This window comes from Variovorax sp. GW822-FHT04A09 (assembly GCF_058801005.1).
The window spans coordinates 25,263-38,481 of sequence record NZ_JBXAMV010000002.1 but is presented as its reverse complement, the minus strand read 5'-3'; the positions used below and the strand labels follow the sequence as shown (position 1 = coordinate 38,481).

General features: G+C 69.7%; 15 protein-coding genes. 12 read left to right on the top strand and 3 right to left on the bottom strand.

The annotated features are described in order from the left end of the window. Positions 1-31: 31 nt before the first annotated feature. The 3 genes from AC1RLW_RS11215 to AC1RLW_RS11205 are packed head-to-tail and all read left to right on the top strand — an operon-like array spanning position 32 to position 3,297. Complete coding sequence (locus AC1RLW_RS11215; RefSeq protein ID WP_493193103.1) at positions 32-1,024, top strand: Bug family tripartite tricarboxylate transporter substrate binding protein; 993 nt, start codon at positions 32-34, stop codon at positions 1,022-1,024. A 5-nt stretch (positions 1,025-1,029) separates the two neighbouring features. Beyond that, on the top strand, positions 1,030-2,769 hold the full coding sequence (locus tag AC1RLW_RS11210; RefSeq protein WP_493193102.1) for an acyl-CoA dehydrogenase family protein: 1,740 nt from the start codon (positions 1,030-1,032) through the stop codon (positions 2,767-2,769). 36 nt (positions 2,770-2,805) lie between these two features. Continuing rightward, on the top strand, positions 2,806-3,297 hold the full coding sequence (locus tag AC1RLW_RS11205) for a MarR family winged helix-turn-helix transcriptional regulator (RefSeq protein ID WP_070061951.1): 492 nt from the start codon (positions 2,806-2,808) through the stop codon (positions 3,295-3,297). 16 nt (positions 3,298-3,313) lie between these two features. Here the strand turns inward: AC1RLW_RS11205 and AC1RLW_RS11200 are convergent, their stop codons facing one another. After that, positions 3,314-3,967, bottom strand: a complete 654-nt coding sequence (locus tag AC1RLW_RS11200; RefSeq protein ID WP_139699947.1) for a TetR/AcrR family transcriptional regulator — start codon at positions 3,965-3,967, stop codon at positions 3,314-3,316. Positions 3,968-4,088: 121 nt separating this feature from the next. Between AC1RLW_RS11200 and AC1RLW_RS11195 the strand changes: the two genes are divergently transcribed. From AC1RLW_RS11195 to AC1RLW_RS11175, 5 genes are all read left to right on the top strand, one after another. Continuing rightward, entirely contained in the window at positions 4,089-4,532 is a 444-nt protein-coding gene (locus tag AC1RLW_RS11195; RefSeq protein WP_095951004.1) for a VOC family protein, read from the top strand. A 46-nt stretch (positions 4,533-4,578) separates the two neighbouring features. After that, on the top strand, positions 4,579-5,106 hold the full coding sequence (locus AC1RLW_RS11190; RefSeq protein WP_070061949.1) for an SRPBCC family protein: 528 nt from the start codon (positions 4,579-4,581) through the stop codon (positions 5,104-5,106). A gap of 47 nt (positions 5,107-5,153) precedes the next feature. Continuing rightward, entirely contained in the window at positions 5,154-5,573 is a 420-nt protein-coding gene (locus tag AC1RLW_RS11185) for a VOC family protein (protein ID WP_062479535.1), read from the top strand. 52 nt (positions 5,574-5,625) lie between these two features. Next, complete coding sequence (locus tag AC1RLW_RS11180; RefSeq protein WP_493193101.1) at positions 5,626-7,101, top strand: DHA2 family efflux MFS transporter permease subunit; 1,476 nt, start codon at positions 5,626-5,628, stop codon at positions 7,099-7,101. 70 nt (positions 7,102-7,171) lie between these two features. Continuing rightward, entirely contained in the window at positions 7,172-7,534 is a 363-nt protein-coding gene (locus tag AC1RLW_RS11175; RefSeq protein ID WP_062479540.1) for a DUF1428 domain-containing protein, read from the top strand. A 7-nt stretch (positions 7,535-7,541) separates the two neighbouring features. Here the strand turns inward: AC1RLW_RS11175 and AC1RLW_RS11170 are convergent, their stop codons facing one another. Next, positions 7,542-8,300 (bottom strand): sulfite exporter TauE/SafE family protein, encoded by a 759-nt coding sequence (locus tag AC1RLW_RS11170; RefSeq protein ID WP_070061947.1) that lies wholly within the window; start codon positions 8,298-8,300, stop codon positions 7,542-7,544. A 175-nt stretch (positions 8,301-8,475) separates the two neighbouring features. Between AC1RLW_RS11170 and AC1RLW_RS11165 the strand changes: the two genes are divergently transcribed. The 4 genes from AC1RLW_RS11165 (at position 8,476) to AC1RLW_RS11150 (ending at position 12,450) form a co-directional block, all read left to right on the top strand. Further along, positions 8,476-9,258, top strand: a complete 783-nt coding sequence (locus tag AC1RLW_RS11165; protein ID WP_493193100.1) for a FadR/GntR family transcriptional regulator — start codon at positions 8,476-8,478, stop codon at positions 9,256-9,258. A gap of 115 nt (positions 9,259-9,373) precedes the next feature. After that, positions 9,374-10,783, top strand: coding sequence for an amidase family protein (locus AC1RLW_RS11160; protein WP_493193099.1), 1,410 nt, complete (start codon positions 9,374-9,376; stop codon positions 10,781-10,783). A 49-nt stretch (positions 10,784-10,832) separates the two neighbouring features. Then, positions 10,833-11,837 carry a tripartite tricarboxylate transporter substrate-binding protein gene (locus AC1RLW_RS11155; RefSeq protein ID WP_493193098.1) on the top strand — a complete coding sequence of 335 codons (1,005 nt, stop codon included), beginning with the start codon at positions 10,833-10,835 and terminating at the stop codon, positions 11,835-11,837. Between the two features lie 139 nt (positions 11,838-11,976). Next, a complete protein-coding gene (locus AC1RLW_RS11150; RefSeq protein WP_062479555.1) occupies positions 11,977-12,450 on the top strand; it encodes a DoxX family protein in 474 nt (157 codons plus the stop codon). Positions 12,451-12,460: 10 nt separating this feature from the next. Here the strand turns inward: AC1RLW_RS11150 and AC1RLW_RS11145 are convergent, their stop codons facing one another. After that, positions 12,461-13,186, bottom strand: a complete 726-nt coding sequence (locus tag AC1RLW_RS11145) for a Crp/Fnr family transcriptional regulator (RefSeq protein WP_139700373.1) — start codon at positions 13,184-13,186, stop codon at positions 12,461-12,463. Positions 13,187-13,219 lie beyond the last annotated feature (33 nt).

The following is a 13,219-nucleotide window of genomic DNA, read 5'->3' as shown; positions in this document are numbered from 1 at the left end:
CCGCCCCCGCAGACAACCAGGAGACAAGACCATGACCACCCGACGCCAATTCACGGCGGCGCTCGGCGGCACCGCCGCGCTCGCCGCATTGCACCCCCTTGCCGCACTCGCCCAGGCGGTGCAGCAGCAGGTGAAGATCTACTACGGCTTCCCGGCCGGCAGCGCGGGCGACAGCGTGGCCCGCCGCGTGGCCGACAAGCTGGGCAACACGCCCTTCACTGCCACCAACCCGGTGGTCGAGAACAAGCCCGGCGCGGGCGGGCGCATCGCGCTCGACACGCTCAAGACCTCGCCGGCCGACGGCGCGGTGCTGTGCCTCGCGCAGGCCTCGGCGCTGTCGATCTACCCGCACATCTACACCAAGCTCAGCTACGCCATCCCCGACTTCGCGCCCATCTCCATCGGCGCCGTGATGACGCACGGCCTGGCCGTCGGCCCGATGGTGCCGGCCAGCGTGAAGACGCTGAAGGACTACATCGCCTGGGCCAAGACCAACCCCGGCCAGGCCAGCTACGGCTCGCCGGGCGCGGGCTCCACGCCGCACTTCCTGGGCGCGCTGCTGGGCCTGAGCACCGGCACCGACCTGCGCCACGTGCCGTATCGCGGCTCGCTGCCCGGCATCAACGACGTGGTGGGCGGCCAGATCGCCTCGTGCCTGACGCCCGCCGGCGACTGCCTGCCGTTCGCCAAGGCCGGCAAGCTGCGCGTGCTCGCCACCTCGGGCGCGCAGCGCCCCGCCTACCTGCCCGACGTGCCGACCTTCACCGAGCAGGGCTTCCCCGAGATCGTGGCCGACGAGTGGTTCGGTTTCTTCGCACCGGCGAAGACGCCGGCCGCGACCATCGCCGTCGCGAGCACTGCGATCCAGGCCGCACTGAAGGACAAGGCCGTGGCCGACGGCCTGCTGTCGGTGGGCCTGATCGCGCACGGCTCCTCGCCCGAGGAGATGAAGAAGTCGCTGCAGTCCGAGTACGAACGCTGGGGCCCGCTGGTCAAGAAGATCGGCTTCACCGCCGAGTCCTGAACCCGATGCATTACCAGCCTCGCCCCGAAGACGTCCGCTTCCTGTTGAACGCGGTGCTCGATGCGCCCACGCGCCTGCGCGCACTCGCGCCCTTCGCGGAGGTCGACGAGCCGCTGCAGTCGCAGGTGCTCGAAGAAGCCGCACGCTTCGTCGGCGAGGTGATCGCGCCGCTGAACCGCGAAGGCGACGAGGTGGGCTGCCGCTTCGACGGCGGCGAGGTCGTCACGCCACCGGGCTTTCGCGCGGCCTACCAGGCCTTCGTGGACGGCGGCTGGCCGGCGCTCTCCGCCGCCACCGAAGACGGCGGCCAGGGCCTGCCGGCGGTGCTCGAAGCCATCCTCTACGAATGGCTCAGCGCCGCGAACCACGGCTTCACCATGGCGCCGGGGCTGCTGCACGGCGCGTACGCCTGCCTCAAGCACCACGGCAGCGACGAGTTGAAAGGCCGCTATCTGCAGAAGATCGCGACCGGCGAATGGCTCGCGACCATGTGCCTCACCGAAGCGCATGCCGGCAGCGACCTCGGCCAGGTGCGCACGCGCGCCACGGCGCAGGCCGACGGCAGCGTGCGCGTGAACGGCAGCAAGATCTTCATTTCGGGCGGCGAGCACGACCTCACGCCGAACATCGTGCACCTCGTGCTGTGCCGCCTGCCCGATGCACCGGCGGGGCCCAAGGGCCTGTCGCTGGCGCTGGTGCCCAAGCGGCTGCCCGACGGTGCGCGCAACGCGGTGCACTGCGAGCGCATCGAAGAAAAGATGGGCCTGCACGGCAGCCCGACCTGCACGATGCGCTTCGACGACGCCACCGGCTGGCTGGTCGGCGAACCCGGTCGCGGACTGGCTGCAATGTTCGTGATGATGAATGCGGCGCGCCTGCACGTGGCGCTGCAGGGCATCGGCCTGCTCGACGCCGCCTGGCAGAAGGCCGACGCCTACGCCGCCGAGCGCCGCCAGATGCGCGCGCCCGGCGCCGTGCCCGCCAGCCGCGGCACGGAGGCGGCCGACCTGATCGCCGAGCACCCCGCCGTGCGCCGCATCCTCGACACCCAGCGCGCCTGGATCGACGGCTCGCGCGCACTGGCCTACCGCAGCGCGCTGATGCTCGACATCGCCACGCACGACAGCGACCCCAAGGCCCGCGAGCGCGCGCAGCGCTGGTGCTCGCTGGTCACGCCGGTACTCAAGGCCGCCTGCACGCACCAGGCCTTCCACGGCGCGAGCGACTGTCTGCAGGTGTTCGGCGGCCACGGCTACGTGCGCGAATGGGGCGTCGAGCAGGTGGTGCGCGACGCGCGCGTGACCATGATCTACGAGGGCACCAACGAGATCCAGGCCATCGACCTGCTGGTGCGCAAGGTGCTGCCCGACGGCGGCGCGGCGCTGTCGGCCGTGCTGCTCGAGTTGCGCGACACGCTCGACGCCTCGCGCGAGGCCGATGCCGACGTGCAGCGCCGGCTGGCGCAGTTGCGCTACCTGGGCACCACGGTGGCGATGGCGGCGCACGCCAACCCCGTGCTGCCCTACGAGGTGGCCGACGACTTCCTGCGCGTGACCGCGCTCACGCTGATGGCGTGGGCCTGGGCCCGCATCGAGGTGGCCGCGCCCGACGATGCGGATCGCCTTCGCGCCGCGGCGGCCTTCCGGCGCTGGGTGCTGCCCGAGTTCGAGATGCGACTGGGCATCGTCAAGCGGGCTTGTGAGGGTGTCGCACTGGCGCATTCCGCACAAGAGGCGTCACGCTAGTTGTTCGAGAAAGCAACGCGCGGTTACGCTCGCCGCATGCCTCCTCCCGCGAAAACACCGTCCGCCAAAACCGAATCCGCCGCCCTGCCGTCGCCCCGCACGGACCGGCTCGACGCCCGCGTGCTCGAAGGGCTGGTCGGCTACAACGCCCGGCGCGCCTGGCTGATCGTGAGCACCGTGTTCGCCGACCGCATGGCGCCCTACGGCCTCAAGCAGATCGACTTCTCGGTGCTCTCGCTGCTGGCGCACAACCCGGGCGCCACCTCGCGGCAGCTGTGCAACACGCTGGACATCCTGCCGCCCAACCTCGTGAGCCTGGTGGCCACGCTCGACGGCCGCGGCCTCATCGAACGCCGCCCGCATCCGCACGACGGGCGCGCCGTCGGCCTGCACCTCACGCCGGCCGGCGAGACGCTGATCCGCGAGGCCGAGCAGGCCGTGGTGCAACTGGAAACCGAAGCCAGCAGCCGCCTGAGCACGCGCGAGCGCGAGACGCTCATCAAGCTGCTGCAGAAGATCTATCTCTGAGCACTGAGCGCGGCGACTACAGGCCGCGTTCCACCATGTCGATCAGGCGCTGCCCCAGCGCGTGCGTCGCCGCCGCGTCGACCCCGCGCAGCGGGCCGTCGATGATGAGCAACGCCAGCCCGTGCACCGCCGACCACGCGAGGTATTCGGCACCCGGGCGCCGCGCCGGGTCGAGCAGGCCCGCGTCCACGAGCCGGTCGACGGCCGCGCCCAGCAACTCGAACGGGTTCATGCCGCTGGCGCCCGCGCCGTCGGGACCGACGTCGCCCTGCGCGTCTTCCGACACCACGAAGGCCGTGCGGAACAGCCCCGGCTGCGCCTGCGCAAAGCGCAGATAGGCGGTGCCGATGGCGCGCACCTGGGCGCGCGCGAAGTCGGCGGGCGGCTGGTCGCAGGGCAGCACGGCGAGCTCGCTCTCCATCGCCTTGGCCGCCTCCGACAGCGCCGCGGCGCGCACCGCCAGCAGCAGGTCGTGCCGGCTGGCGAAGTGGCGATACGCCGCGTTCGGCACCACGCCCACGCGGCGCGTGGCCTCGCGCAGCACCACGGCACTGGGGCCCCCGTCCCGCGCCAGTTCGATGCCCGCATCCAGCAACGCACGGCGCAGATCGCCGTGGCGGTAGGTGCTGCGCGCGGGCGGCAGGCTTTCGGGAACGTTGTTGAGCTTCATCGCGACTCCATGTGGACACTGTCCATTATCTCTGCTATTCTTTGTGGACGGTGTACACAAAGTAATTCCATTGTTTTCGCGCAGACCCGTTGTGCCCGTGAACCAACCAAAAGGAAACGCCATGAAAGTCCAGTCTTACCTGTCCTTCGAAGGTCGTTGCGACGAAGCGATTGCCTTCTACAAGAAGGCGCTCGGCGCCGAAGTCGTGCAGCTGATGCGCTACAGCGAAGCGCCGGCCACCGGCGGCCCCGAGGGCGACCCCGAAGCCGGCTGCGCCGGCGGCATGCCCGGCCCTGACAAAGTGATGCATTCGGTCTTGCGCATCGGCCAGACCGAGCTCATGCTGTCCGACGGACGCTGCTCCGGCCAGGCCGAGTTCAAGGGAATCATGCTGTCGCTGTCGGCCGACAGCGACGCCGACGCCCGCAAGTGGTTCGACGCACTGGCCGATGGCGGCCAGGTGATGCAACCGCTGATCCCGACCTTCTTCACCACCAGCTTCGGCATGCTCAGCGACCGCTTCGGCGTGGGCTGGCTGCTGGTGGCGGACCCGGCCGCCGCGTGATGCGCGAGGGCTCGTTCTTCACTCTTCCCACTCGCTTTTCTTCATCATGCTCAAGACCATCGTCCTCGCCGTCCTCGCGCTGATTGCCGCGCTGCTCATCTACGGCGCCACGCGGCCCGACAGCTTTCGCGTCGAGCGCACCACGCGCATCGAGGCGCCGGCCGAAAAAATCTTTCCGCTGATCGACGACTTCCACCGCTGGAGCGCGTGGTCGCCCTACGAGAAGCTCGACCCGGCCATGAAGCGCACCTACGGCGGCGCCGCCAGCGGCAAGGGCGCGACCTACGCCTGGGAAGGCAACAGCAAGGCGGGCGCGGGCACGATGGAAATCACCGAGTCGCAGCCGGCGTCGAAGGTTGCGATCAAGCTCGATTTCGTGAAGCCCTTCGAAGGCCACAACACGGCCGAGTTCACGCTGCAGCCGCAGGGCGGCGCCACGCAGGTCACCTGGGCCATGTACGGCCCGAGTCCCTACATGGCCAAGCTCATGGGCATCTTCTTCGACATGGACCAGATGATCGGCAAGGACTTCGAGGCGGGCCTGGCCAATCTGAAGAGCGCAACCGAAAAGTAAACGCCTCCTCCCCTCATCGACTCACCTCAATCATTCAAGGAACTCTCATGTCCCCCATCAACGCTTACCTCACGTTCGACGGCAACGCCGCCGAGGCCATGCGCTTCTACGAAAAGACGCTGCGCGGCACCATGCAGATGATGATGACCGTCGGCGAAGCGCCCGACACCGAGCAGATGCCGGCCGAGGCCAAGAAGCGGATCATGCATGCGTCGCTCACCTACGGCGACGGCATCCTCATGGCCTCCGACACCATGCCGGGCCAGCCCTTCGAAGGCATGAAGGGCTTCGGCGTGGCGCTCACGCTCGACACCGTGGCCGAGGCGCGGCGCATCTTCGACGCCTTCGCCGACGGCGGCTCGATCGGCATGCCGTTCGAGAAGACCTTCTGGGTCGAAGGCTTCGGCATGGTGACCGACCGCTTCGGCACGCCGTGGCTCATCAACGGCGGCAAGGCGCTGGTCTGAGCGCGGAGCCGCCTCTCTCTACTTTTTCCCTTCTTCGCAGGAAGCACCTTCCATGACCGAAACCCTCGACAACCGAAAGCGCTGGCTCGCCCTGATGGTGCTGTGCCTGGGCGTGCTGATGATCGTGCTGGACACCACGATCGTGAACGTGGCGTTGCCTTCGATCCGCACCGACCTCGGCTTTTCCGAGACGTCATTGGTCTGGGTGGTGAACGCCTACATGCTGACCTTCGGCGGCTTCCTGCTGCTGGGCGGTCGGCTGGGCGACCTGTACGGCCACCGCCGCGTGTTCCTCGCGGGCCTGGTGCTGTTCACGCTGGCCTCGCTGGCCTGCGGGGTCTCGACCTCGCAGGGCCTGCTGGTGGCGGCGCGCGCGGTGCAGGGCCTGGGCGGCGCGGTGGTGTCGGCCGTGGCGCTCTCGCTGATCATGAACCTGTTCACCGAGCCGGCCGACCGCGCCAAGGCGATGGGCGTGTACGGCTTCGTGTGCGCGGGCGGCGGCAGCATCGGCGTGCTGCTGGGCGGCCTGCTCACGAGCACGCTGAGCTGGCACTGGATCTTCCTGGTCAACCTGCCGATCGGCGTGGCGGTGTACGCGCTGTGCGTGGCGCTGCTGCCCAACGCGCGCGGCCATGCGCACGGCGAGAAGCTCGACGTGGCCGGCGCCATCACCGTCACCTCGTCGCTGATGCTCGCGGTGTACGGCGTGGTCAACGGCAACGAGGCGGGCTGGGGCTCCACGCAGACGATGGGCCTGCTCGGCGCGGCCGTGGTGCTGCTGGCCGTCTTCATCGCCATCGAGGCGCGCGTGCAGCATCCGCTGATGCCGCTGGGCCTCTTCAAGCTGCGTAGCGTGTCGGTGGCCAACGTGGTGGGCGTGCTGTGGGCCGCGGCCATGTTCGCGTGGTTCTTCATCTCGGCGCTGTACATGCAGCTGGTGCTGCAGTACACGCCGATGCAGATCGGGCTGGCCTTCCTGCCGGCCAACGTGATCATGGCGGTGTTCTCGCTCGGCCTCTCGGCCAAGATCGTGATGCGCTTCGGCATCCGCAAGCCGCTGGCGGCGGGGCTGTGGCTCGCGGCCCTCGGGCTGGCGCTGTTCGCGCGCGCACCGGTCAACGGCAGCTTCGTGCTCGACGTGCTGCCCGGCATGGTGCTGCTGGGCCTGGGCGCGGGCATGGCCTTCAACCCGGTGCTGCTGGCGGCCATGAGCGAGGTCGACCCGGCCGACTCGGGCCTGGCCTCGGGCGTGGTCAACACCGCCTTCATGATGGGCGGCGCCCTGGGCCTGGCCGTGCTGGCCAGCGCCGCGGCGGCACGCACGACCGCCATGGCCACCGCAGGCGCGCAGATGCCGCTGGCGCTCACCGGTGGCTACAACCTGGCATTCCTGGTCGGCGCCGTGTTCGCGGCGGCGGCGGGTCTGATCGGGGTCCTGCTGCTTCGCCCGGCCGCGCCGGGACACACCCACAACAACAACGAAGCAGCGTCGGCCCCGGGCGCGGCGGGCAACACGGCGTCGTCGTGAACGCGACGGCGCCATGCAGCCCCCGCTTTTTCTTTTTCAACGTTTCTATCCCCTATTCAGGAGAACAGACATGGCTCGTTATGTAGACGGATTCATCGTCGCCATTCCCACCAAGAACGTCGAGGCCTACCGCAAGCTGGCGCGCAAGGCCGGCAAGGTCTGGATGGAGTACGGCGCGCTCGAGTACGTGGAGTGCATCGCCGACGACGTGAAGCCCGGCAAGCTCACGTCGTTCCCCCAAAGCGTGAAGCTCAAGGCCGACGAGACCGTGGCCTTCTCGTGGATCACCTACAAGTCGCGCAAGCACCGCGACACGATCAACAAGAAGGTCATGGCCGACCCGCGCCTGGAGGCCATGATGGACATGAAGAACCTGCCGTTCGACGGCAAACGCATGATCTTCGGCGGCTTCAAATCGATCGTCGAGCTCTGATGTTTTCTCAGGCCAAAAAGCCGTCGTAGACGAGCTTCAGGCCTGTCAACAGCATGCCCAGATAGACGAAGCGATAGAACCAAGTCGCATCGATGCGGCGTGCAATGCGGATGCCGATCCACACGCCCAGCGGTGCGATCGGCATCAGCACGAGCGAGGTGGCCAGCGTGCGAAAGTCGAGCAGGCCGAGCCACGCGTAGGGAATCCACTTGCTGAGATTCACCACGAAGAAGAAGTAGGCCATCGTCGCCGTGAACACCACCGGCTTGAGCTTCAGCGGGATCACGTAGGCATTGATCGGCGGCCCGCCCGCATGCGCGATGAAGCTGGTGAAGCCCGACACGGCCGTCAGCACCGCGCCCACCGCACGCGACGGCAGCGGGTCGTTGGGCTTGGGCGGAAACAGCAGGCGCTGCGCCAGAAACACCAGCGTGAACACGCCCACGATGCCCGCCACCGTGTGGGCCGAGAGCACGCGAAACAGCAGCGTGCCGATCACCGTGCCGACCAGCCCGAACGGAATCAGGAACTTGAGCAGCGAGCGGTCGAAGTCGCGCCGGAACGCGGCCAGGCCGAGCAGGTCCATGAGCAGCAGCAGCGGCATCAGGATCGCCGCCGCCTGCGGCACGGTGACGGCCAGCGCCATCATCGGCACGGCCAGCGACCCGAATCCGGCGCCGAAGCCGCTCTTGCTGATGCCGAGCAGCAGCACGGCGGGGACGGCGACCGCGTAGAACGACGGGTCGGTGATGAGGGGAAAAACCATGGGGAAACCAGCAGCGCAGAAAAAAGCCCGCCAGGGGCAGGCGGGCCGTCGGGGAGCGTAGCAGGAAGCCCGGATTCCTGCCGACGGCCCGCCCCAGCCACGCCTCGCGGGACAACCCGCTTGACAGCATTTTCGAGATTTATGACATTTATGATCATAAATACCCGAAACGCAGATGCCCCCTTCCCAACCCAAGCCTTCGCTCACGCGCGACAAGCGCGTGAAGCGTTCCGACCAGGTGGTCGACAACATCAAGCGCTGGGTCGTGCAGACCCAGCAACAGGTCGGCAACAAGCTGCCGCAGGAGAAAGAGCTGATCGAGCAGCTCGGCGTGTCGCGCGGCACGGTGCGCGAGGCGCTGGCCGCGCTGCAGGTGCAGGGGCTGGTCGCGATCAGCACCGGCCCCAACGGCGGCGCCACGCTCACGCAGGCCTCGTACGAACAGTGCCTGCAGGCGGTGTCGAACTTCCTGTACTTCCAGCCGGTCGACATCACGATGCTGTACGCGCTGCGGCGCGTGGTCGAGCCCGAGCTGGCCGCCAACGTGGCCACGCGCCTCACCGAAGAAGACCTGACCGCGCTCGAGGCGCTGATCGGCCACAGCCACCCGGCGCACGGCGGCAGCGCCGACTGGAACGAGCGCCGCGAGGCCGACCTGCTGTTCCATGACCGCCTGGCCGAGGCCTGCAGCAGCCCCTTCCTGGCGCTGGTGTGCCGCCTGCTCAACGACGTGATCCGCCGCGTGATCATCGTGCGCAACGCGCTCACGGAGTTCGACCAGTTCGACGAGGAGATCGTCGACAGCCACACCGAACTGCTCGACGCGCTGCGTGCCCGCGACCCCGCGCGTGCGCGCGAGGTCATGCGCGTGCACATGGAACACGCCGAAGCCCTGGCCCTGGAGGCCGAATCCCGTGTCGACCGCGGCAGCCTGCTCATGAAGAAACCGACCGGCTGACGCCTGCGCGGCGCGGGCTGATCCGCCGCCGCACTCTTCCCCTGCTCTCTTGCCTTCACCCCGGTCGCGCCGGGGTGCGGGGTTTCCTTTGCCCGAACTTTCCCTGACACAGACCATGACTGCATCCCCCGCCCTCTGGCAGCGCAGCGCCACCGACCTCGCCGACGCCGTGCGCCGCCGCGAGGTGTCCTGCCGCGAAGTGACGACCAGCGTGCTCGCGCGCATCGCCGAACTCAACCCGCGCCTCAATGCCCTGGCCGAAGTGCTGGCCGACGAAGCCCTGGCCAGCGCCGACGCGGCCGACGCCCGCACCCTGCGCGGCGAAGCGCTGGGCCCGCTGCACGGCGTGCCGGTGAGCATCAAGGTCAACGTCGACCAGGCCGGCCACGCCACGACCAACGGCGTGATCCCGCTGAAGGACCACATCGCCCGCGAAGACGCGCCGGTGGTGGCGCACTGGCGCAGCGCGGGCGCCGTCATCGTGGGGCGCAGCAACACCGCGACCTACTCGTCGCGCTGGTTCACCGACAACGGCGTGCACGGCCGCACGCTGAACCCGTGGGACGCGGCCATCACCCCCGGCGGTTCCAGCGGCGGCGCGGCCTCGGCGGTGGCCAGCGGCATGGGCGCGCTGGCGCACGGCAACGACATCGGCGGCTCGATCCGCTACCCCGCGTACGCCTGCGGCGTGGCCGGCCTGCGCCCCACGGCCGGCCGCGTGCCGGCCTTCAACCCGAGCGCCACGAGCGAGCGCGGCATCACGCCGCAGCTCATGTCGGTGCAGGGGCCGCTGGCGCGCAGCATCGCCGACCTGCGACTGGGCTACGAGGCCATGGCGCGCCCCGACGCGCGCGACCCGAACTGGGTGCCGGTGCCGCACGAGCTGCCGCGTCCTGCCGGCCCGCTGCGCGTGGCGTTGTTCAAGCGCGCGCCGGGCATTCCGGTGGACCCGGCCGTCACGCAGGCGCTGGACGACGCCGCGCGCTGGCTGCAGCAGGCGGGCTACGCGGTCGACGAAGCCGAGCTGCCCTGCTTCGGCGAAGCCGCCGCCCTGTGGCGCACGCTGATCGTGGACGACACCCGCCGCAACATCATCGCGGGCGTCGAGCAGCACGGCGACGACCTCATGCGGCGCAGCCAGCGCTACCTGCTCGAAGGCATGGCCGAGACCGACCGCGACGGTTTTCTCGACGCCCTCGCGCGGCGCCAGGCGCTGCTGCGCAGCTGGTCGGTGTTCATGCAGACCCATCCGCTGGTGCTGATGCCCGTGTCGTGGCAGCGCCCCTGCCCGCAGGACGAAGACGTCGCCAGCCTGGAGCGCGCCCGCGCCCTCATCGACGCCCAGAGCCCGCTGCTCGCGACCGCCGCGCTGGGCTTGCCCGGCCTCGCGGTGCCCACCGGCATGGCCGGCGGCGCGCCCATGGGCGTGCAGCTGCTGGCCTGGCGCTTCCGCGAAGACCTGCTGCTGGAGGCCGGCCAGGCGATCGAAGACGCGGCCCGCTTCACGCCGCTGGTCGCGCAGTGATCTTTCTTTTCCTGTTCTTCCAACGATTCCAACCACCCGGAGACTTTCGATGACCCCCTTCACCTTCCCCACCGGCGCTGCGCTCTCGCGGCGCAGCCTCATCCGCGCGGCAGCGGCCACGGGCCTGGGCGGCCTGCTGCCGTACGGCGCGAACGCGCAGCCGGCGGTCAACCGCCTGATCGTGCCGTTCCCGGCCGGCGGCCCGGCCGACTTCATGGGCCGGCTGCTGTCCGAAAAGCTCAAGGACGAGCTCGGCCGCTCGGTCATGGTCGACAACCGCCCCGGCGCCGGCACGCGGCTGGCGGCCGAGGTGCTGAAGAACAGCCCCGCCGACGGCACCACCATGCTGCTGGCGCCGGTCGACCCGATGTTCATCGGCCCCGCCATCTACGCCAACATGCGCTTCAACCCGGCCACCGACTTCAAGCCCGTGACCGACGTGAGCGGCATCCAGTTCGGCCTGGCCGTGAGCGCCGCCTCGCCGGTGAAGACGCTGGCCCAGTTCGTCCAGGCCGCCAAGGCGAATCCCGACCAGGGCTCGATCGGCATCACCACCGTGGGCTCGCTGCTGCACTTCCTGGCCATGGACTTCGTGGCCCTGTCGCGCAGCGGTGCCACCCTGGTGCCCTACCGCGGCGGCGCGGCCATGGTCACCGAGCTGATCGGCGGCCAGGTGGCCTCGGGCATGGACGCCACCACCACCCTCACCGAATACCACCGCGCGGGCAAGCTGCGCGTGCTGGCCGTGGCCGGCGACAAGCGCGCCGACGGCCTGCCCGACGTGCCGACCTTCGCCGAGTCGGGCTACCCGACGCTCGTGGCCTCGTCGCGCTACGTGCTGTATGCCCACGCCAACACCGCGCCTGCCACGCTGGCGCAGTGGAACCGGGCCGTGCGCAAGGTGCTGGCCCTGCCCGACGTGCGCGAAAAGCTGGGCCGCGTGGGCTACGACCTGCTGCCCGGCGCCTCGAGCGAAGAGGTGGTGCGCTACACCGACGCGCTGGCCGCACGCTGGCTGCCGGTGATCAAGGCCTCGGGCTACAAGGGCGACTGACGCCCGGCGGCAACGACCCAATCGCCGAAAAGTGTGCGTAAACGCACCGACCGGCGGCGGCGGGGCTCTCACACTGGCATGGCAACCGCCGCAGTCCGCGGCGGCCTTCTTCCTTTTTTCTTCCACTCAAGGATTCGCCATGAACACCCAGGCTGCCCCGATCGCCTCCGCCGCTTCGGCGTCTTCCTCCTCGTCGTTCCTTGCCACGCCCGCCGCCCGCGACGACGCCGGCAAGCTGGTGCTGCGCGTGTCGGTCGGCGTGCTGATGCTGCTGCACGGCATCTTCAAGCTCTCGGCCGGCGTCGGCTTCATCAGCGGCATGCTGGCCAAGGCCGGCCTGCCGGGCGGGCTGGCCTACCTCGTGTTCGTGGGCGAGATCGTCGCGCCGCTCTTGATGATCGCGGGCCTGTGGACGCGCGCCGCCGCCGCCGTGGTGGTGATCAACATGCTCTTCGCCTTCGGCCTCGTGCACATGGCCGACCTGTTCGCACTGACCAAGCAGGGCGGCTGGGCGCTGGAACTGCAGGGCCTGTACCTGTTCGGCGCGCTGAGCGTGGCGCTGATGGGCGCGGGCCGCTACAGCGTGGCCGGCCCGAACGGCCGCTGGAACTGAGCGGACCGGGTCAGTCCCCGCGCACCTGCGACACCATCAGCGCCAGGCGCTCGGCATCGGCCACCACCAGCGCCTTGCCGTCCTTGCGCAGCACGCCGCCGCGCACCAGCGTGTTGAGTTCGCGGGTCACCTGCTCGCGGTTGGTGCTGATCTGGCTGGCCAGCGCCGCGTGCTTGGGCGCGGGCTCCAGCCGGGCCTCGTTGCCGTCGATGCCGGCCTCGCGCGCCAGGCGCAGCAGCTCGGCATGCAGGCGGTTCTGCACGCCGAGCGTGCTCAGGTCGATCACCCGCTCCGACAGCTGCCGCACCAGCGCGGCCAGCCGCTGCATCACGCGCTCGGCCACCAGCGGCTCCTCGCGCAGCAGCGCCAGGAAGGCCGCGCGGTCCAGGCTGGCGACCACGCAGGGTTCGAGCGTGACCACGTCGGCCGAACGCGGCCCGCCGTCCAAAGCGGCGATGTCGCCGAAATGCGCGCCGGCCTCCGAATCGCGGAACGTCACCTGCCGGCCGTTGGCCGCGTAGGTCGTCACCCGCACGCGGCCCGACACCAGCAGGAACACCTCGCCCTGCAGGTCGGCGCGCAGCATCAGCGGCTTGCCGGCCGCCACGCTGTGCCACAGGCACTGGCGCGCCAGATGGTCGAAGCGGTCGTCGGAGAGGCCTTCGAGCAGCGCGATGCGGCGCAGCGCGAGGCTGGAGCGGGGGGTGGGTTCGGGTAGGGCCATGCCGGTGGTCATCGAGGCGCGCGCATTATGCTCGGGTGCCGCTTC